16 protein-coding genes are annotated in these 17249 nt (G+C 66.0%); 11 read left to right on the top strand and 5 right to left on the bottom strand.

Annotation, left to right across the window (positions count from 1 at the left end; genetic code table 11):
• Positions 1–170 precede the first annotated feature (170 nt).
• Positions 171–1715 (top strand): FAD-dependent monooxygenase, encoded by a 1545-nt coding sequence (locus JQT59_RS28335; protein ID WP_213572872.1) that lies wholly within the window; start codon positions 171–173, stop codon positions 1713–1715.
• On the opposite strand, the gene otsB is transcribed toward JQT59_RS28335, so the two are convergent.
• Entirely contained in the window at positions 1712–5347 is a 3636-nt protein-coding gene (otsB, locus tag JQT59_RS28330) for a trehalose-phosphatase (RefSeq protein WP_213572871.1), read from the bottom strand. The genes JQT59_RS28335 and otsB overlap by 4 nt on opposite strands.
• A 212-nt stretch (positions 5348–5559) precedes the next feature.
• Here otsB and JQT59_RS28325 point away from each other — a divergent pair, with 212 nt between their 5' ends.
• The 4 genes from JQT59_RS28325 to JQT59_RS28310 are packed head-to-tail and all read left to right on the top strand — an operon-like array spanning position 5560 to position 8565.
• Positions 5560–7074: a DUF4389 domain-containing protein gene (locus JQT59_RS28325; protein WP_213572870.1), complete on the top strand. Its 1515-nt coding sequence runs from the start codon at positions 5560–5562 to the stop codon at positions 7072–7074.
• Positions 7071–7607: a flavodoxin domain-containing protein gene (locus JQT59_RS28320; RefSeq protein ID WP_213572869.1), complete on the top strand. Its 537-nt coding sequence runs from the start codon at positions 7071–7073 to the stop codon at positions 7605–7607. The genes JQT59_RS28325 and JQT59_RS28320 overlap by 4 nt, the downstream gene beginning before the upstream one ends.
• Complete coding sequence (locus tag JQT59_RS28315) at positions 7604–8341, top strand: hypothetical protein (protein ID WP_213572868.1); 738 nt, start codon at positions 7604–7606, stop codon at positions 8339–8341. Before JQT59_RS28320 ends, JQT59_RS28315 begins: the two co-directional genes overlap by 4 nt.
• A gap of 26 nt (positions 8342–8367) precedes the next feature.
• On the top strand, positions 8368–8565 hold the full coding sequence (locus JQT59_RS28310; RefSeq protein WP_213572867.1) for a hypothetical protein: 198 nt from the start codon (positions 8368–8370) through the stop codon (positions 8563–8565).
• Between the two features lie 57 nt (positions 8566–8622).
• Here the strand turns inward: JQT59_RS28310 and JQT59_RS28305 are convergent, their stop codons facing one another.
• A complete protein-coding gene (locus JQT59_RS28305; protein WP_213572866.1) occupies positions 8623–9153 on the bottom strand; it encodes a flavodoxin domain-containing protein in 531 nt (176 codons plus the stop codon).
• A gap of 272 nt (positions 9154–9425) precedes the next feature.
• On the opposite strand from JQT59_RS28305, the gene JQT59_RS28300 reads away from it, so the two are divergent.
• Complete coding sequence (locus JQT59_RS28300; RefSeq protein WP_213572865.1) at positions 9426–10334, top strand: universal stress protein; 909 nt, start codon at positions 9426–9428, stop codon at positions 10332–10334.
• Positions 10335–10727: 393 nt separating this feature from the next.
• Here JQT59_RS28300 and JQT59_RS28295 read toward each other — a convergent pair whose 3' ends face one another.
• Complete coding sequence (locus JQT59_RS28295; RefSeq protein WP_213572864.1) at positions 10728–11627, bottom strand: universal stress protein; 900 nt, start codon at positions 11625–11627, stop codon at positions 10728–10730.
• A 238-nt stretch (positions 11628–11865) separates the two neighbouring features.
• On the opposite strand from JQT59_RS28295, the gene JQT59_RS28290 reads away from it, so the two are divergent.
• The 3 genes from JQT59_RS28290 to JQT59_RS28285 all read left to right on the top strand — a co-directional run bounded on the left by JQT59_RS28290 (position 11866) and on the right by JQT59_RS28285 (position 13773).
• Positions 11866–12120: an SHOCT domain-containing protein gene (locus JQT59_RS28290; RefSeq protein WP_213578166.1), complete on the top strand. Its 255-nt coding sequence runs from the start codon at positions 11866–11868 to the stop codon at positions 12118–12120.
• Positions 12121–12156: 36 nt separating this feature from the next.
• A complete protein-coding gene (locus tag JQT59_RS37800) occupies positions 12157–12291 on the top strand; it encodes a hypothetical protein (protein WP_283254025.1) in 135 nt (44 codons plus the stop codon).
• A gap of 96 nt (positions 12292–12387) precedes the next feature.
• Positions 12388–13773, top strand: a complete 1386-nt coding sequence (locus JQT59_RS28285; RefSeq protein WP_213578164.1) for a wax ester/triacylglycerol synthase domain-containing protein — start codon at positions 12388–12390, stop codon at positions 13771–13773.
• Positions 13774–13827: 54 nt separating this feature from the next.
• On the opposite strand, the gene JQT59_RS28280 is transcribed toward JQT59_RS28285, so the two are convergent.
• On the bottom strand, positions 13828–14400 hold the full coding sequence (locus JQT59_RS28280) for a CBS domain-containing protein (RefSeq protein ID WP_213572863.1): 573 nt from the start codon (positions 14398–14400) through the stop codon (positions 13828–13830).
• A 198-nt stretch (positions 14401–14598) separates the two neighbouring features.
• Here JQT59_RS28280 and JQT59_RS28275 point away from each other — a divergent pair, with 198 nt between their 5' ends.
• On the top strand, positions 14599–15702 hold the full coding sequence (locus JQT59_RS28275; RefSeq protein WP_213572862.1) for a 3-oxoacyl-ACP synthase III family protein: 1104 nt from the start codon (positions 14599–14601) through the stop codon (positions 15700–15702).
• Entirely contained in the window at positions 15686–16597 is a 912-nt protein-coding gene (locus tag JQT59_RS28270) for a 3-oxoacyl-[acyl-carrier-protein] synthase III C-terminal domain-containing protein (protein WP_213572861.1), read from the top strand. The genes JQT59_RS28275 and JQT59_RS28270 overlap by 17 nt, the downstream gene beginning before the upstream one ends.
• On the opposite strand, the gene JQT59_RS28265 is transcribed toward JQT59_RS28270, so the two are convergent.
• On the bottom strand, positions 16562–17236 hold the full coding sequence (locus JQT59_RS28265; RefSeq protein ID WP_349306989.1) for a hypothetical protein: 675 nt from the start codon (positions 17234–17236) through the stop codon (positions 16562–16564). The genes JQT59_RS28270 and JQT59_RS28265 overlap by 36 nt on opposite strands.
• Positions 17237–17249: the final 13 nt, after the last annotated feature.

The raw sequence follows: 17249 nt of genomic DNA, 5'->3' as shown, positions 1-17249 counted from the left end.
CTACGTTCGCGCACTGTGGTGGCCGCTGGCCTTGGTGAGCCACCGTCCGTTTATTCGGTACCGGGTGCTGCCCGGTCTACGCCGCGACGACGTCCTCCGCGCCGCGCAATCCGCGGAGAACGCTCGCTTCTCCGGCACGGCGTGGTGGCGGCTGGTGCGGGCGGCGACGGATGCACCTCTTCAACCCGAACGGTGAGCAGTCCGACGTCCTGGTCGCCGGTGCGGGGCCGACCGGACTCGCCGTGGCCCTCACCGCACACGACCACGGTGCCACGGTCCGGGTGCTCGACCGCAGGCCGCACTCCCGTCGTCCCTCGAGAGCCTTTCTCGTCCATCCCCGCACCCTCGAGGTTCTCCGCCCGCACGGGGTGACCGGCGCCATCGTCGGCCTCGGACAACTCGGCCCTCGAATGCACGTCCATTCGAGGGGTCGCAGCGTGTCCGTGACGTTGGGAAATTTCCGGCTGCCCGACACTCCCTACCCCCACCTCCTCCTTGTCCGGCAGGCTGACGTGGAAGCGGTCCTGTGCCGCGCGCTCGGCGACCGCGGTATCGAGGTGGAATGGGACACGGCGGTGCAACGCTACGAGCTCGACCCGGCACACGGTGTCGTGCTGACGCAGTGCGGTGCACAGCAATTCGTGAGTCGTTACCTCGTCGGATGTGACGGGCGATCGAGTACCGTGCGGGCGGCGGCCGGGATCGACTGGCGCGGGGCACCATACCGTTGCGACGTTCTCCTCGCCGACATCGACGTGACCGGCGGCGACGTCCAGACCGGTGTTGCCCACGTCTTCGTCCGGCACCGGGGACTCGCCTTCCTGCTTCCGCTCGGCGAGCGGGCACGCTGGCGGTTGGTGACAGCTGTGCCGGCGCACCGTTCATCGTCCTTGGCCGGTGACGTGCACCCGCAGACGCTGCTCGACGAGCTCGGCGCCGGCTGCAGTGTCACCGAGGTTGCATGGTCGCAACGGGTCCCGATCGAACACCGCCTCGCGGCCCGGTTCCAGCACGGTCCGGTGTTCCTCGCGGGCGACGCCGCCCACGCGTTCTCGCCGGCCGGTGGGCAAGGAATGAATGCGGGCCTACAGGACGCGGTCAACCTCGGTTGGAAACTCGCTTCCGCAGCACGGTGTCGCCTTCCCGATGGCGGTGCCCTGCTGCGGTCCTACGAGGAAGAACGTCGGCCCGTCGCACGGCGTGTACTGGCTCTGACTCATCTGCTGCTGTGGTGGGAAGCCGGGACGGATCCGCTGTCCTCCTGTGCCCGGGGCGCGGTCGCCGCGATGGGGCCGCACCTGCTGCCCCGAGTTCTGCCGGGGCAGCAGCTCGAGACCCACCTGGTTCGGCTGCTTTCCCAACTTCGGTGGGACTACCGGCGCAGCGTGTTGTCAATCGATGGTGGCTCGGGTTCTCCCGTGGAGGTGTCGGCGGGCCAGCGGCTGCCTGATGAGCAGATCACGGTCGACGGTGCTCCTCATCGGCTGCATGATCTGACCGCGGCGCCGGGGATGCACGTGCTGCTGTGCCGTGACACCCCATGGTCCATGACTTCGTCCCTCGACGGCGAGTTCGTTCGAGTCCACCGGGTGCACAGTTGGCCCGGTGCCGGAGTCGTGATCGTCAGGCCCGATGGCTACGTGGGATTTCGAAGCCCGGACAGCCGGGGGATCGAGGCGTGGCTCGACATGGTCGGTGCCGGCAACGGCATCTAGCCGAGAGTGACGGTGCTCCCGGGCTGCAGTGTGGCAACCTGATCGCGGCATACGATCTCGATCGGTCGCTGGTTGCCGGCTGCTGCGCTCACCTGCACCTCTCTACCGATGACGGTGAGCCAGAGGTGGAGTCCTCGGTAGACGATGGGAAACTCCAGTGCACCGAGTTCCTCCGGCCATTGCGGACCGAGTACCAAGCGATCGCCGCGGGTTTCGAGTCCGGTGAAGCACCGCTGGAGCAGGTCGACGCTCCCCGCCATCGCGGCGAGATGTATGCCCTCGGCCGTCGTACCGCCTTGGATATCGGCGATATCGGAGGCGAGTACCCGTTCGAAGTATTCCAGGGCGTTGTCGCGGTTGGCGCGCGCGAGGACCCATGAATGCACCACCGCACTCAGGGTCGAACCGTGCGAGGTCCGGGCGAGGTAATAGTCGACCGTCCGCGGAATGGCCTCGGGTTCGAGGTGATAGCCGAGTCCGCCGAGCAGGTCCCGCAGCTCATCGGCGGACAGCAAGTAGAAGAGCATCAACACATCGGCCTGTTTGGAGGCGCGGTAGCGGTTGACGTCGTCGTCTTCGGCCTCGAGGATCCGATCGAGCCGTTGAATGTTGCCGTATCGCTCGCGGTAGTCATCCCAGTCGAGTTCGGCGAGGTTGTCGTATCCCTCGAACTGGCTGATCACCTGATCGTGGAACGGCACGAACATTCGGCGGCTGACGTCTTCCCACCGTGCCATTTCCTGTGCGTCCACGGCCAGGGTGTCGACCAGATCGACCCGGTCCGGCAAGGCAAGCGCGTCGAGAGCCTCGAGAGCGCGCAGGATGACCCACACCGCCATCACGTTGGTGTAGGCGTTGTTGTCGATTCCACCCAATGGTGACCCCGGGTAGCCGGAGTGGAATTCGTCGGGACCCATGACCGCGGTGATGACGTATCGGCCCCGCACCCGGTCGTAGGTGGCGAGACCGGCGAAGAATCGTGCGATCTCGACCAGAAGCTCGGCACCGAACTCGGTGAGGAACTCCAGGTCGCCGGTCACCTGGTAGTACTGCCAGACGTTGTAGGCGATCGCTACCCCGATGTGGTGCTGGCGCCAGCTCGGGTCCGGCAGCCACCGCCCCGACGCCGGATTGAGATGGAGTTGCTGGCTCTCCTCCCGGCCGTCGCTGCCCGATTGCCAGGGGAACATGGCACCCCGGTAGCCGGCAGCGCTGGCGGCGCGGCGGGCCTCGGGGAGCCGGCGGTACCGGTAGCGCAGCAGTGACCGGGTGAGCGAGGGAACCCGCAGGTTCAGTACGGGGAAGACGAACAATTCGTCCCAGAAGATGTGTCCGCGGTAGGCCTCACCGTGCAGTCCCCGGGCCGGCACCCCCACATCGAGGTCGGCGGTGTTCCGGGAGACCGTTTGCAGCAGGTGCAGGAGATGGACGTGCACGATGCGGGAGGCGTCCTCGTAGTCCTGCAGTTCGATTCCTACCCTGTCCCACAGGTGTTCCCATGCCAGGACGTGACCGTCGAGCACCGCATCGAAGCGGTCGAGTTCCGCGAGCGGGCGTGCAGCTTCGTCCGCGGGATGTGACACCGCAGGATCGCGGCCGGTGAAGACCGTGACCATTTTCTCGAGCGTGACCGATTCGCCCGGGGCCATCTCGACGGCAATGTCGTGCCCGATCTGCCTGTCATCCGCGAACAGCTGGTAGCGGCAGTCCGCTCTCTCCGTGTTGCGCCACAACCGGTTACGGGCGGCCATCGTCACCGGTATCCCGGACTGGTTGGTGTGCATCGACAACAGTACGGAGTCGTTCGTCAGCTCGGTGGCGCGCAGTGGAGTGAGGTGGTCGCTGGCCAGATCGCGGTAACGCTCGACGAGTGTGTTACCCACCGAGCTGTCGAGCATCGAGCGGATTTCGAGCTGCCCCGACCAGTCTTCCGCCACGATCGTCGTCTGCAGCGCACACACGTGGGGCAGGTGCATCGCGACGAAGCGCCGCTGGACTACCGAGGTGGTGCGGCCGGCCTCGTCGCGATAACGCCATCGCCGGGTGAGGACGGCACGGCGCACGTTGAGATATTGGCGGTAGTCGAGGAGTTCGGCCGCATCGATGTCGAACCACGGTGCCCCGTCCACACGGAAGGTGGTCGCAAGCCAATTCGGCGCATTGACCAGGCTTTCGTTGACGATGCTCATGCCGGACCGTTCCTCGCTCAGCCGGTTGTACACGCCGGCGAGGTAGGTGCCCGGATAGTGCACGGCGCCGGCACCGGACTCGGGTGCGCACCCGCGGGTGGCGAAGTATCCGTTTCCGACCGTGCAGAGCGCCTCACGCAGTTTCTCGGCGGCCGGGTCGTATCCGTCGAAGAACAGGATCCAGGCGTCCGACCGCGAGACCGTCTTCGGGTCCCGCACGAGGAGGTCGGCCAGTCGTTGCAGCAGCTCGCATACCTGTGCGGGTCCGTTAACCGCGAACCGGGCGGCGGAGCGTCGATCGCCCGCCTCGTCGCTGCGGACCACGATTCCCGCCCCGGTGTCCGCGACGGCGTCGAAAGCGTCCTCGTCGGTGAGGTCGTCACCGACGTACAGGGGAAGCAGCTGCGTCGAATCGAGGACGTGTCCGAGAATCCACTCCAATGCCCGGCCTTTGTCCCAGCGGATGTCGGGACGTAGCTCGACGACCATGCGGCCCGCTGCGACGCGCAGACCATCAACACCGTGTGCGGCCTCGTACACTGCCGCGATCACCTCGTCGACGCGGGCGGCGGCGACATTGCGGTAGTGGACTGTCACCCCGAACCGCTTGTACTCCACCAGGACACCGGAAATGCCGTGAAGCCGTTTCTCGACGAGACGTCCAGTCTGCGCGAGCAGCGACACCGCGGTGAGCGCGTCGGGATTTTCGTAGTGCTCTCCGTCCGGCCCGCTCAGTTCGAAACCGTGGCTGCCCGCGTACCAGATCCCGTCCATGCCGATGCGCGACCGGATGTCCTCGAGATCGCGGCCGCTGATCACGGCCACGGGACAGTCGCGGGCCAATCGGGCCAGTTGCGCTGCGGCGCCGTCGACGAGGACCGCCGCGGACGGGTCACTGACGATATCGGCGAGGGTGCCGTCGAAATCGAGGAACACCGCGGGCCGCCGGATACGCAGGAGCGCGGTGAGTTCATGCCGGGATGTCACCGCGTCGGGTATCTGCGACAGACGACGATCCCCCTGGCGGATCGTGATGTCCGCCGGGTCGGCAACCATGTGGTCCGCCCCCCAGCAATCCTTCTCCGAGCCGATCCCTACGACCACTGCGAACCCGCTCCGCATGGCTGTTGTCGCAGCCGCTTCCGAACGAGTGACCAGGACTGATGCGGCGGGCTGGGTTCCGAGCCGGTGTGCGGCCTCGGCCGGCGCCACACCATCGATGCGGACAGGAAACAAGTCGGCGATCCCGGTGGCCTCGATCACCGCCTCCACCTCCCCGCTCGGGGAGAACACGGCCGTGTCCACGCCCAGCGCACGCAGCCGGCGCACCAGCATCACGGTGGAATCGACGATCACAGGCTTCCCGGACTCGGTGTCGACTACCACATCGAGGTCGAAGAGGACGGCGCCGTGCCGGCGCAGATCGATCACAGGTCCGGCCATGGGTTCAGCTTTCGCGTTGTGCAGAGCTGTCCGGGTGCTTGTCGAGCGGCGTCCAGAGTACGTCGAACTACTGATGGGTGGAAGTCCGGTCGGGAGCGTAAGTACGGGAGGCTGTTTCGTCGACCAGCGTCGAGTGGTGACCAATGGCCCTCACGTCGCGGCTCGTGCGCCACCACACTGAGGTACAGGACTCATGAACCCGGAGGCGGACAGTGAAACCAGGAAGAATCGTGGCGCTCGTCATCGGCTGCCTGTGTGCTTTGCTCGGGTTCGCCCTGCTCAGCGCATCGGTGTTTCTCGGGTGGGCATACTTCACACAAAATGACGACGGTCATTTCACCTCACCCACGCAGAGGTATCAGTCCTCGGGGAATGCCCTGGTGTCGGAGCGGATCGACCTTTTCGACGAGGCCGATCTTCCCCAGGGCTTCAACACCGAGGATCTCGGCCGGGTGTTGTTGCGGGTCACCGCGGACCCGTCGAACCGGGAGATCTTCGTCGGAATCGGCCCGCGTGAGGCGGTGGAACGCTATCTCTCCGGTGTCGCGCGGACCGAGGTGACGGAGGTCGAATTCGACCCCTTCCAGCCGAGCTACCGTCAAATCACCGGTGACCGCCGGCCGGAAGTCCCTTCGGCGCAGGCGTTCTGGTCCGTCTCGTCCACCGGAGCCGGCACCCAGCAGGTGCAATGGGATCTTCAGCGCGGGTCCTGGACCGCCGTGGTGATGAACGCCGACGGTGGTCCCGGCGTCTCGGTCGATCTCCAGGCCGGTGCACGGCTCGAAATCCTCGGCCCGCTCGCGCTCGGTGTGCTCCTCGCCGCCGTGGTGATGCTCGCAGTGGGCATTCCACTTGTGGTGGTGGGAGCGCTCGGGCTCGGCCGGCACGGTCCACCCCAACCCCACTGGCCGGTACAAACGAGTGGAACTGGTGCGGCGTCCGCCCCCACCGCACCGTCGACCGCACACACACCCACCCCGTCGAAGCCCTATCCCGCGCACCTTCGAGGTGATCTCGACCAACCGCTGTCACGATGGTTGTGGCTGGTCAAGTGGTTGCTCGCGATTCCGCACTACGTGGTGTTGGTCTTCCTCGGTCTGGGCTTGTTCGTGACCACAGTGGTGGCAGGATTCGCGATTCTCTTCACGGGCCGGTATCCGCGGGGGTTGTTCGACTTCAACGTCGGAGTTCTGCGCTGGCTCTGGCGTGTGCAGTTCTACACCTACTCCGCGCTGGGCACCGACCGGTATCCGCCCTTCACGCTGGCGCGCACCGACTACCCGGCCGATTTCGATGTCGAGTATCCCGAGCGGCTCTCCCGTGGTCTGGTTCTGGTGAAGTGGTGGCTGCTGGCGATACCCCACTACCTGATTCTGGCCGTGCTCGCGGGGGGCTGGTTCGGCGGCTGGCGTTTCGGGGTCGCGAGCGGCGACGACGGAGTCCCCGGGCAGCCCTGGCTGTTCGGTTCGCTGCTCGGTGTTCTGATCCTGGTCGCGGCGATCATCATCTTGTTCACCGGCTGCTATCCCCGTCCGCTCTTCGACTTCGTCATGGGTATCAACCGCTGGGTCTACCGTGTCATCGCCTACGTCGCGCTCCTGCGCGACGAGTATCCCCCCTTCCGATTCGATCAGGGGCCACGCGAACCCCACGAACAGACCCCGCCGCCAGGACCAACACCGGACGACCAGCCGGCCGCCGGTCATCCTCAGGAGTCGACCCGATGACTGTCCTGGTGGGTTACGCGACCGCGAGGGGTTCTACCCGAGGGGTGGCCGAGCGCATTGCCGCGCACCTCGAAGCCGCGGGCGAGGCCGTGGACGTACGGTCGTTGAGCGACATCACCTCGGTGCGCGAACACGGGACGTTCGTTGTCGGGAGCGCCATCCACAGTGGTCAGTGGCTTCCCGAAGCGGCGGACGCCATCGGGCGACTCCGCCCGCAACTCACCGGCCGGGCGGTGTGGGCGTACTCGGTGTCCTCAGTGGGGGCGACCAGCACGATCCTGTCGAACCGGGTGGCGTCCTATCTTCGCCGTGTCACCCCTGAACCGCGGGTGGTGCAGCAATTGCGGGAGACCGCGGATGTTCGCGGCCACCGCTTCTTCGCCGGAGCCATCGGCCTCGGTGACTGGCCGGGCTTCGGTCGGGTGCTCTTCCGGCTGATGGGCGGGCATTACGGCGACGCCCGCGACTGGGCGGACATCGATCAGTGGGCAGAGACTATTTATCACCGGGATGCCCAGGTACGCGGCGAATGACCGCATTCGAGTCAGCGCCCATCAATCGCGACCTCGACGGTTCCGCACATCGCGTCCCCGGTCTGTCGTCGACCCGGTGGACTGCTCTGTGTGCCGCAGCGGAGGCCGTTGGCATGACGGCCGCCGCCCTCGCCGCGAAGCTGGCACAAAGGATATCGGGTGACGCTCCTCAGGGGCGCGATGCAGCGCTGGCGCTCGCAGTGGTGGTGACCGGGGGACTGGTCGAGGGGATCGCTCTCGGCGTTCTACAGGCCCGCGGGCTGCGCCGGCTGCTTCCCAGGTTCAATGTGGGCCGATGGGTGGTGGTCACGGCCGTGGTCGCCGGGCTGGGCTGGGCCGCAGCGTCCGTGCCCGGTGTGCTCGGTTCTGACAGCGGCGGCGACGGGCCGCCGCTGCTAGTGGTGTTGGCCGGTGCAGTGGCCCTCGGTGCGGCGATGGGTGCCGTGCTCGGCGCGGTGCAGGCGCTGGTGCTGCGCGGTCTGGTTCGGCGGCCGGGCCGATGGGTGCTGGCCAACGTGGCCGGCTGGCCTCTCGCGATGACGGTCATCTTCGTGGGAGCGAAGACCCCGGGCAGCACCTGGTCGATACCCGCTGTTACTGCACTCGGATCAGTGACCGGGCTGGTGGCCGGGACGGTGCTGGGCGTGATCACCGGACGGTTCTTACCCGGGCCGGACGAGATCGTTCAGCCACATGACGGTGTTCCACTCAGATGGAGAAGGGGAATTAAGTGAGAAGAAGCCGGAAAACGTGGAGTGACATGACAGGTCGTCAGCGCGGCGGGCTGGTGGTGCTCGCGACTGTTCAGGTGGTGCTGGCCGTCGCCGCTTGGTTGGATCTCGCTCGACGCGATCCCCAGGAAATCAACGGCAGCAAGGGCAAATGGGCGGCAGCCATCGCCGTCAATTTCATCGGGCCGGTCGCCAACTTCACGCGCGGGAGGCGCGCCGCACTGTGATCGCCTGTCCCCGGGTGGTGTGGCATACACACAGCACCCGGGCTGAAAGCGCATCGCTCAGGTGTGCGCCGGGGACTGCTTCGCCAGCATCTGACCCCAGTGCTGCGCCCGTGCTTCCTCACCGTCGACGAGCTGGGTGTTCGTGTCGACGAGAAAGCTCTCCGGATCGGCAACGAGCTCGAAGCCGAGGTGCCGCAGCTTCTTGGATATTCCTTTCGACGCCCGTCCGGTGATGAGTGCGGGCTTGTCGATACGGGTATCGAAGGCAGCAGCATTCCCCTCGTCCACGGTGAGGCCGTCGAGCCACTCACGAAGTCCCGCACTGGCCGCGTCGGGTTCCAGTGTCAGGTTGCTCTCCGGTTTTTCGGCGGCCTCGACGGCACCGCGCCGGGTCGATTCGCGGCTCATCCCGTGCACGTGGGTGGGACCGCCCACGATCAGGAGATCGTATGAGGACACGTCCTGTTGGGGCGCCTGCGACACGGGGATCGTCGTGACGTCGCCCGCAGCGCAGATTCCTCGCGCAATCGCCTCTGCTACAGCATGGGTATTGCCGTACATCGACTCGTAGACGATCAGTGTTCGCATGTCGTTGCCTCCTGGTTCGACGTGTTCGGTACCGCTGAATTGCACGGGTGAGGTTCAGCAGCCCGTCACATCTGGTTCACGTTCGAGTCTTTCACCGCCCGAGGTGCCGGCAGAGGGCACAAGGTCATCCGAAAGTCCCTTCCATCGTGCAGACGTCACTCGACATCGGGGTGTGATGACCTAGTGCCCTACCGGCGCCTGCCACAGGTGTCCGATCCTGAAGGTGTTCGGCGCAAGTCCCGAAAGTGTGTTGCGACAACTGGAGTTGGACAATGAGCACTCTTGCGAACCGCCAGTCCGTGGTCGTCGGCGTCGACGGCTCCGAACGCGCGATACGGGCCGCCGTGTGGGCGGCCGCCGTGGCGCGGCGACGATCTGCGCCGCTGCGCCTTGCCCATGCTCTCCCGAGTCCGGGCTACCACTACAGCGAAGCTGCCCTGCTGTTCCAGGACGAGTTCGCCGAGGAAGTCCGGAAATCGGCCGAGGAGATTCTCGAGCGCGCCGAGAGGCGAGTGCGGCAGGAGTTTCCGGACGTTCGGGTGTCCTCGAGCATCCATCCGGGACCGGCAGGGATGTCGCTCACCGGACTGAGCAAGCACGCGGACATGGTGGTGGTCGGTTCCACGGGCGCCGGGATGGTCGAGTCACTGTTCACGGGGTCCACCGTGGTGCGGGTGGTCAACCACGCGCATTGCCCTGTCACGGTCTTCCGATCCGGCTCCGAGTCACCGGTGCCCGATCACCGGCCTGTCGTGGTCGGCGTCGACGGAAGTGCGCTCAGCATCAGGGCGATCGAGTCCGCCGTCGAGTTCGCAGTGCTGTTCGACGTCCCGCTCCTCGCGGTGCACGCATGGGGCACCGGTGACATGTCCGGACGTCGCTCCGCTGCGACGAAGATGGACTGGGCTGCCCTAGCAGAAGAACAGACAGTACTGGTGGCAGAAAATCTTGCCGGTTGGCGCGAGAAGTATCCGGACCTGGAAGTCACCACGGTCATTGATGAGCGGAACGCTGCCGAATTGTTGCTGCACTATGCGCGTGACGCACAACTCGTGGTCGTGGGAAGTCACGGCCACAATCGATTCGCCGGATCGCTGCTGGGTTCGACCAGCCAGAACCTCCTGCACCATGCACTGTGCCCCATCACGATCTGCCGTCCACCGAGGAGTGAGAAGCGATGACCTGGCCACTGGCGCTCGTGTTGATAGCGCTCATCTTTTCTATGACAGCCATCGTCACGTCATACATTGCGGCGCGCGGCAAATCGGGGCCACCGCAGAAATAGAGGTCCCCCGCTCGAACATCCGCCGTCGGACTTGGTGTCGGCGCCGTCACAGACACTGCGCGATGGATTCCGCTGCGCACCCAGTCTCGGCACCCAGTCTCACCAACCCGCAGGTCTGCTCGTGGGCCGTCGCCTGTACGTCGCAATGTGCGCGAAAGTGTCTTCACCGAGCAACCGGATTCGCCGCTGCGCGATGTCCCCTTCACTCATCGCTGAGGTCTGCAGTGTGTCGCAATCTCACCCAGGTATCCGGCAGTCCCTCGGTCGTCGACGCCAGGCGAACTCCGGGTCACTTGCGGACGATCATCACCGGGCATCGGGCGGCATGGAGTACAGCCCGGCTGGTCGACCCGAGGAGCAGGGAGGTGAAGCCGCCGCGTCCCCGGCTGCCGGTGACGATGAGCTGCGCCTGCTCGGACAGTTCGACGAGGTGGTCGATCGGCCGATCCCGGACGACGACCTTCCGGACACTGACGCCCGGGTAGGACTCGTGCCAGCCGGCCACGCTTTCGGCGAGTACGGCCTCTTCCGCGACGGCGATCGCGGGCCAGCCCAGATCGTGAAAGTCCGCGTCGTCGGTCGTGAAGACGGTCGACAAGTCGACATCACTCCACGCATGCACGGCGACCAGATCGCAGTCGCGGAGAGCGGCTTCCTCGAACGCCGCGCCGATCGCCGGTGTGCTGCGCGCCGAACCGTCGACCCCGACCACCACCGGGCCGTCGAGAACAGCGTCGACCGGGTCGGGCATGCCGCGAACCACGACCACCGGGCACGGCGAGTGGGCGGCGACCGCCGTGCTCACCGAGCCGAGGAGGCCGCCGGCGACACCGCCCAGCCCCCGGGATCCCACGACGAGCATGCGGGCCGATTTCGCCAACTCCAGAAGGACAGTCGCGGGGCTGCCCTCCCGAAGTGTGGTGCGCACCGTCAGCGGTGAGTCACCGACCGCCTTGGCTGCCAGTTCCGCCGCCCTCTCCAGGCGCTGCTTCCCGGCGTACTCGAGATCCGTGTAGGCACCTGCCGAGAGGTTGATGGCGTCACCGTAGGTTCCGCGCCGCACCACCAGGGAGGAAGCCAGCAGTAGCGGGGCACGGCGGACCACAGCTTCGTGTGCCGCCCAACGTACGGCTTCGAGTGCATGGGCGGAGCCGTCGACTCCGACGACGATGGGAATGTCTGTTCGCATGGTGGCTCCTGCCAGTGTGACCGGTCTCCTGTCCAGAATCCGGATTCCCGTGAGGTACAGGTAGGGCCGAAGGGCACTTCGTCGGCACCCGTGGTCCTCCGGGTCCCCTAGAGTCCGGTGGTGACGAGAGGCGAAAGACCCTGTGGTGATGCCGGCCTGGCGGGGGACACTCGAGGTACGAGCCGCGCACCGACCCCGAGTCGGGTGCCGCACCGAGAAGCCTGGAGGACTGATCGTGATGTACCACAACGATCCAAGCGGTTGGGGATACGCGTTGATGTTCGTCGGGATGGCCCTTTTCTGGGGATTGCTGATCGTGGGCATCGTCGCGATGATTCGCTATCTGGGCCGCGGGATGCAGACCCCACACAACGCGCCGTCTGCCCTGAATGCCGCGGAAAAGGTTCTGGCGGAACGGTTCGCGCGGGGTGAGATCGACGAAGTGGAGTACCGGACGCGCCTGGCGACGTTGCGCGCCGAGGCAGCGTCCTAACCGAGTGATGACGACGTCGGTGAGGAGGTGATCGACATGGATGCCCTGCAGATGGCCCACGAGCTCATGATGTGGCTGCATGGCGCCGGCATACTGCCACACGAGTTCATGATGTGGCTGCACGGTGCCGGCATACTGCCGCACATGCCGATGCACATGATGCCGATGTAGTGGAGGAACGGGCAGCAGAAGGCATGCCGAAGCGAAGGGACAGCCTTTTCAGTACTCGATTGCAAGGTGATCACGGTGAGCGCAACGAACAGGTATATGACGCAGACGGACTACATGTCGTGGCGGATGGAGGCAGATCCGATCCTGCGCTCGACCATTGTTGCGGTTGCGGTCCTCGATCGGGTTCCCGACTGGCCGCGATTCGTCGACATGATGGAGCGGGGGACCAAGCGGGTTCCGATCTTTCGGCGCAAGGTGGTCACGGCCGCGGTGGGCGTTGCCCCGCCCCGCTGGGTCGAGGACCCCGACTTCGACCTCACCTGGCACGTAAGACGGTGCACGCTCACGGAACCGGGCGATTGGGATGCCGTGCTCGATTTTGCGCGCACCACCGGTATGGCGGCCTTCGACAAGGAGCGTCCCCTCTGGGAGTTCACGGTGCTCGACGGGCTCGACCATCACCGGGCAGCCCTCGTGATGAAGGTTCATCATTGCCTCACCGACGGCGTCGGCGGCATGCAGATCGCCCGGGAGATCGTGGACTTCACCCGGGAAGGGACCGTGCGAGGAGACGACGCCGAGGTGGTGGCAGCGCACGAGGGGCGAATGCCCGGCCCGATCAATAGCCTTGCCCGGTATCGGGATATGACGGGCCGCATCGTACGAGGGTTGTCGACGGAGATGGTCCGGGGAGGCGAGGGGCTGATCCGACATCCGGCCGACTCGCTTCGCCACTCGGTTGATGTCGTGGCGTCGACGATGCGCTTGACGCGTCCCGTCCGCACCACGCTGTCCCCGGTGATGAGAACGCGCACCACCCGCCGCAGGTTCGCCGTCCTCGAGGCCCCGCTCGAACCGCTCGGCCGGGCCGCCGAGTCCGCCGGCGGATCACTCAACGACGGCTTCCTCGCCGCCATCCTGCTGGGTATGGCGAAGTATCACCGGCTTCATGGCGCCGAAATTCCGGCACTGAGAGTGACGTTGCCGATCAGCTTGCGCACCGACACCGACCCGCTCGGTGGTAACCGCATCACTCTGGCGCGGTTCGCCCTTCCGACGAACATCGGCGACCCCGCCCAGCTGATACGGGAGGTTCACGCCGTTGTGGAGAGATGGCGCAAAGAACCGGCGATTGCGTTGTCGTCCCGCATTGCCGGAGCATTGAATCTGCTACCCGCTTCGCTTCTGGCCAACATGCTCGAGCATGTCGACGTGGTGGCGTCGAACGTGGTGGGTTCACCGGTACCGCTCTTCGTGGCCGGCTCGCAGATCACCCGGTATTACGCCTTCAGTCCCACTCTCGGGTCGGCGTTCAACGTCACCCTCATGTCCTACACGTCGCACTGCTGCGTGGGCATCAACGCCGACCCCGGCGCCGTCCCCGACCTCGATACGCTGACCGACTCCCTGGCAGACGGTTTCCGCGCCGTCCTGGCCCTGTGCTCTCCCGCACCCGACACCGCAGTCGTCTCGGTGCCGTGACCAGAAGTCGACCAGAGTAGAGTAGAATGCCGCTCGATCAGGAATGCCACTCGATCAGGAATGCCAGGAGCCGGCGAACCGCACATCGGCGACACCGGGAACCGTCTCCGCGAGGGCGGTGACCACGCCGCGTTCCGGGTCGTCGGCGGAAAGACCGTTGATGGCGACCTTGCCGTCCGCGACCTCGACGGTCCAGCGCCGCGAACCCGCGTACACGTCGAGGCGATGCTGCACCTCCTTCGCGATGTGAGTGTCGTCCATCGTCAAGGCGCCGAGAAGATCACGCCGGGTCACGATCCCGATGAGATCCTTCCCGTGCACGATGGGGATCCCCCGCAGACCCGAGCGCAGCATCGCCGAGGCGAGATCGCTGAGGTCGGTGTCCGCGGTCATGGCGATGACCGGGCTGGTCATCGTCTCCTTCACCGCCGCATCGGCCTGGGGAAATGCTCGGAACTTCTCACGGAGCAGATCACCCTCGGACGCTATACCCACCAGCTGGTGTGCCTCATCGACCACCGGGAGCACGGTGAATCCGAACTCCCCGATGATGCGGAGGCACTCGTCGATCGGTGTCGACGGCGCCACGGTGGTGACCGGGCTACTCATGATGTGTCGCGCCTGCATGACGACTCCTTCCCTCTGCACCAGCCTCACCCGCCCGCGGTCGTGGGGGAAGGGCCATTGGGCCTTTGTCGTCCTCGACGGACAGCGTTCGGGTGCCGCCACTCGATTTCGGTGACGATTTCTGAGAGGAAGGGCCGAAGTGCCCTGGTCGCGGCCGCGTGAAGGGGGCGATCGTGGTGGGTACGGAGGTGGCAAACCATGATCAAGCATTGGCTCGTGATGGAAGCTGGGGGACAGGATGCCCGGACCCCCTACCGCACGCGGGTGGCCGGTGCGGGCCGGCATCTCCCGGTCACACGGCTCACCACCGAGGACCTGATGGCAACGACCCGCCACACCACTCACATCGACCTCGAGCGTTTGACGGGAATCCACGAGCGGCGGGTCTCGGTAGGAGACGAGGATTCCTACACCCTCGCAGTGGCCGCGGCGCAGGACGCGGTGAGGCACTCCGGCCGGACGACGGCTTCCCTCGACGCCGTCATCAGCTGCAGCATCACCAAGTTCCGCGGTGGACTCACCCAGTGGCTCGAGCCGACGATGAGCGGTGCGGTCGCCCGGGCGCTCGGTGCGGATCGGGCGATGACCTTCGACATCTCCAACGCGTGCGCCGGAATGTTGACCGGAGTCACGGTGGCCGACAACTGGATCCGGCAGGGCATCATCGAGCGCGCGTTGATCGTCAGTGGTGAATACATTTCGCAGCTCGGACAGAACGCGGCGCGGCACATCCACAACATCATGAGCAAAGAATTGGCGTCGTTGACGTTGGGAGATGCCGGTGCCGCACTGGTCCTCGAGCGGGCTCCGGCTGGATCGGCTGGGATTCGGTTCGCCGGCTTCACCACCGTCGCCGATTACAGCCGGTTATGCCTGGCCTACCCGAAGGGCAACGAGCCCGGCGCGCGTATGTTCACGAATTCCCGCGGCATTCAGAGAGCCGCTATCGCGGACACACCGCTGCTGTTGCATGAGGTCCTCGACACGCTCGGGATGTCGATGCACGACATCGATCACGTGATCACCCATCAAACCTCCGCCCGGGCCATCCGAAAAGGCATGGCGGAACTCGAGTCGTCGTTCGGCGAGGTTCCCCGGCACGACGCGGTGATCACCGTCGACCGGTACGGGAACACGGCCTCGACGACGCACACTGTGGCGTTGGTCGAGGAACTCGAGGCCGGACATATTCAGCCGGGGGAGACCGTGGCATTGATCTCGCTGGCTTCCGGCCTCGAGATCGGGGTCGTTCTACTGGAACTGGATGAGGAATTGGTGGCTGGTTATGGGCACGATCATTGATCGGGTTGACGTCACCTCGGGTGGGTGGCGAAACCGGCACAGCGCACTGCGCCTCGCCGTGGCCGCGGCGAAGACCTGCCTCGAGAACGCCGACCGGAGCCCGGACGAGGTCGACCTTCTGGTCAACGCCGGGTTGTATCGGGACCGCAATCTCGGGGAACCCGCCCTCGCCGCGATGATCCAGGAGGACATCGGCGCACATCCGGAGGATCCGCATGCCGGCGAGCACGGCACCTTCTCCTTCGATGTCGCGAACGGAACATGTGGTGTGCTGACCGGGTTGCAGATCGTCGACGGGTTCTTACGCTCCGGGACGATCGACTGCGCCCTCGTCGTCGCCAGTGACGCCGACCCCGGCCACGGGATGAGTGAGAACTTCACGTTCTCCGCGGCCGGCGGCGCGGTGTTGTGTCGTTGGACCGACGAGGATTACGGTCTCGGCCGCGTGCACTGGGTGAACGATTTCGACGGCTCCGACGCGTTCTCCGCCACGGTCGGGCAGATCGACGCCCGCAATGTGCTGCGGTTCCGGGAGTCGGCCTCGATGGACGAACGCTATGCCGCCGCGGCCGCGGCCGCCGCCACCGAAGCCCTCACGCAGGCTGGCCTCACCCTCGCCGATATCGATGTCGTGGTGCTCGCACCGCCCCGCCCGGGATTCCGCTCGGCCCTGGCACGCCACCTCGGCCTGCCCGATTCCCGGGTCGTGGTCGCCGCCGACGAACGCATCCATACCGCCGCGCTGGTGGCCGGACTCGATGCGGGTGGTCGCCGTGCCGGCACTCGTACGCTCATCATCGCCGCCGGTGCGGGCGTGACGGCCGGCGCTGCCGTGTACGTCGAGCCGCCCGCGAACGGCTTACCCGCCTTCGGCCAGGTTCCGGATGGTCAGTAACATTCTGCGGCTCATGACGAAGGCGACAGGTTCGATCAGCGTCGGGCCGAAGGCGAGCCGGCTGGACAGCGTAGACCCATAGGTGCTTCGGCCCCTCTCGATGAGTCTGCTGTGCCCGTCGTCGACCTGGAGAACATGAAAGGCCCAGATCGATGAGTCACCCGTTTCGGGATTGGACCCGTGGAGAACCAACGCCGACGGTGGTTCGACCACCGCAACCTTCAGTGGAGGAGCCTTCGGGTGTAAGCGGATTCCGTCACCGACCTCGAGGTGCTGACAATCCGGAAGGACCCGGTTGGTGTTGCGTATCCGGCACCCGATGAGGGTTTCAAGTCCCTCGTAACTGTAGAAACCCCCACGCCCCTGACCGAGTTGGATGATCCAGGGCCACACCTGATCCGGGGGCGCGGCGATCGTGACGGCGTGGGTGTACCCCCAGCGCGTGTTCGGTACCAGTTCGTCTCCGGGTAATGGAGTCACCGCCTCGGCGTCCGTTGCCCCCCAGGTAGTGCGCCAGTGCCGCAAGAGCTTCGTTGTGATCACGTGGAAGCCGATTTGGGCAGCGCCGGACACCGCCTGGATAACCGTTCCGGCACTCTTGGTCATCAGCGGGAGGCGCGCGGTCGATTCGGTCGTCATGGTTCCATCGTGG

Source organism: Rhodococcus sp. USK13 (assembly GCF_018343855.1).
In the GTDB taxonomy this organism is placed as follows: domain Bacteria; phylum Actinomycetota; class Actinomycetes; order Mycobacteriales; family Mycobacteriaceae; genus Rhodococcus_F; species Rhodococcus_F oxybenzonivorans.
This window is presented reverse-complemented; position numbering and strand designations above follow the sequence as displayed.

What these genes read in the sequence shown, in the direction of transcription:
- JQT59_RS28335 (WP_213572872.1), top strand. Translation starts at nt 171, where the DNA reads ATGCACCTCTTCAACCCGAACGGTGAGCAGTCCGACGTCCTGGTCGCC.
- otsB (WP_213572871.1), bottom strand. Translation starts at nt 5,347, where the DNA reads ATGGCCGGACCTGTGATCGATCTGCGCCGGCACGGCGCCGTCCTCTTC.
- JQT59_RS28320 (WP_213572869.1), top strand. Translation starts at nt 7,071, where the DNA reads ATGACTGTCCTGGTGGGTTACGCGACCGCGAGGGGTTCTACCCGAGGG.
- JQT59_RS28315 (WP_213572868.1), top strand. Translation starts at nt 7,604, where the DNA reads ATGACCGCATTCGAGTCAGCGCCCATCAATCGCGACCTCGACGGTTCC.
- JQT59_RS28310 (WP_213572867.1), top strand. Translation starts at nt 8,368, where the DNA reads ATGACAGGTCGTCAGCGCGGCGGGCTGGTGGTGCTCGCGACTGTTCAG.
- JQT59_RS28305 (WP_213572866.1), bottom strand. Translation starts at nt 9,153, where the DNA reads ATGCGAACACTGATCGTCTACGAGTCGATGTACGGCAATACCCATGCT.
- JQT59_RS28300 (WP_213572865.1), top strand. Translation starts at nt 9,426, where the DNA reads ATGAGCACTCTTGCGAACCGCCAGTCCGTGGTCGTCGGCGTCGACGGC.
- JQT59_RS28295 (WP_213572864.1), bottom strand. Translation starts at nt 11,627, where the DNA reads ATGCGAACAGACATTCCCATCGTCGTCGGAGTCGACGGCTCCGCCCAT.
- JQT59_RS28290 (WP_213578166.1), top strand. Translation starts at nt 11,866, where the DNA reads ATGTACCACAACGATCCAAGCGGTTGGGGATACGCGTTGATGTTCGTC.
- JQT59_RS37800 (WP_283254025.1), top strand. Translation starts at nt 12,157, where the DNA reads ATGGATGCCCTGCAGATGGCCCACGAGCTCATGATGTGGCTGCATGGC.
- JQT59_RS28285 (WP_213578164.1), top strand. Translation starts at nt 12,388, where the DNA reads ATGACGCAGACGGACTACATGTCGTGGCGGATGGAGGCAGATCCGATC.
- JQT59_RS28280 (WP_213572863.1), bottom strand. Translation starts at nt 14,400, where the DNA reads ATGCAGGCGCGACACATCATGAGTAGCCCGGTCACCACCGTGGCGCCG.
- JQT59_RS28275 (WP_213572862.1), top strand. Translation starts at nt 14,599, where the DNA reads ATGATCAAGCATTGGCTCGTGATGGAAGCTGGGGGACAGGATGCCCGG.
- JQT59_RS28270 (WP_213572861.1), top strand. Translation starts at nt 15,686, where the DNA reads ATGGGCACGATCATTGATCGGGTTGACGTCACCTCGGGTGGGTGGCGA.
- JQT59_RS28265 (WP_349306989.1), bottom strand. Translation starts at nt 17,236, where the DNA reads ATGACGACCGAATCGACCGCGCGCCTCCCGCTGATGACCAAGAGTGCC.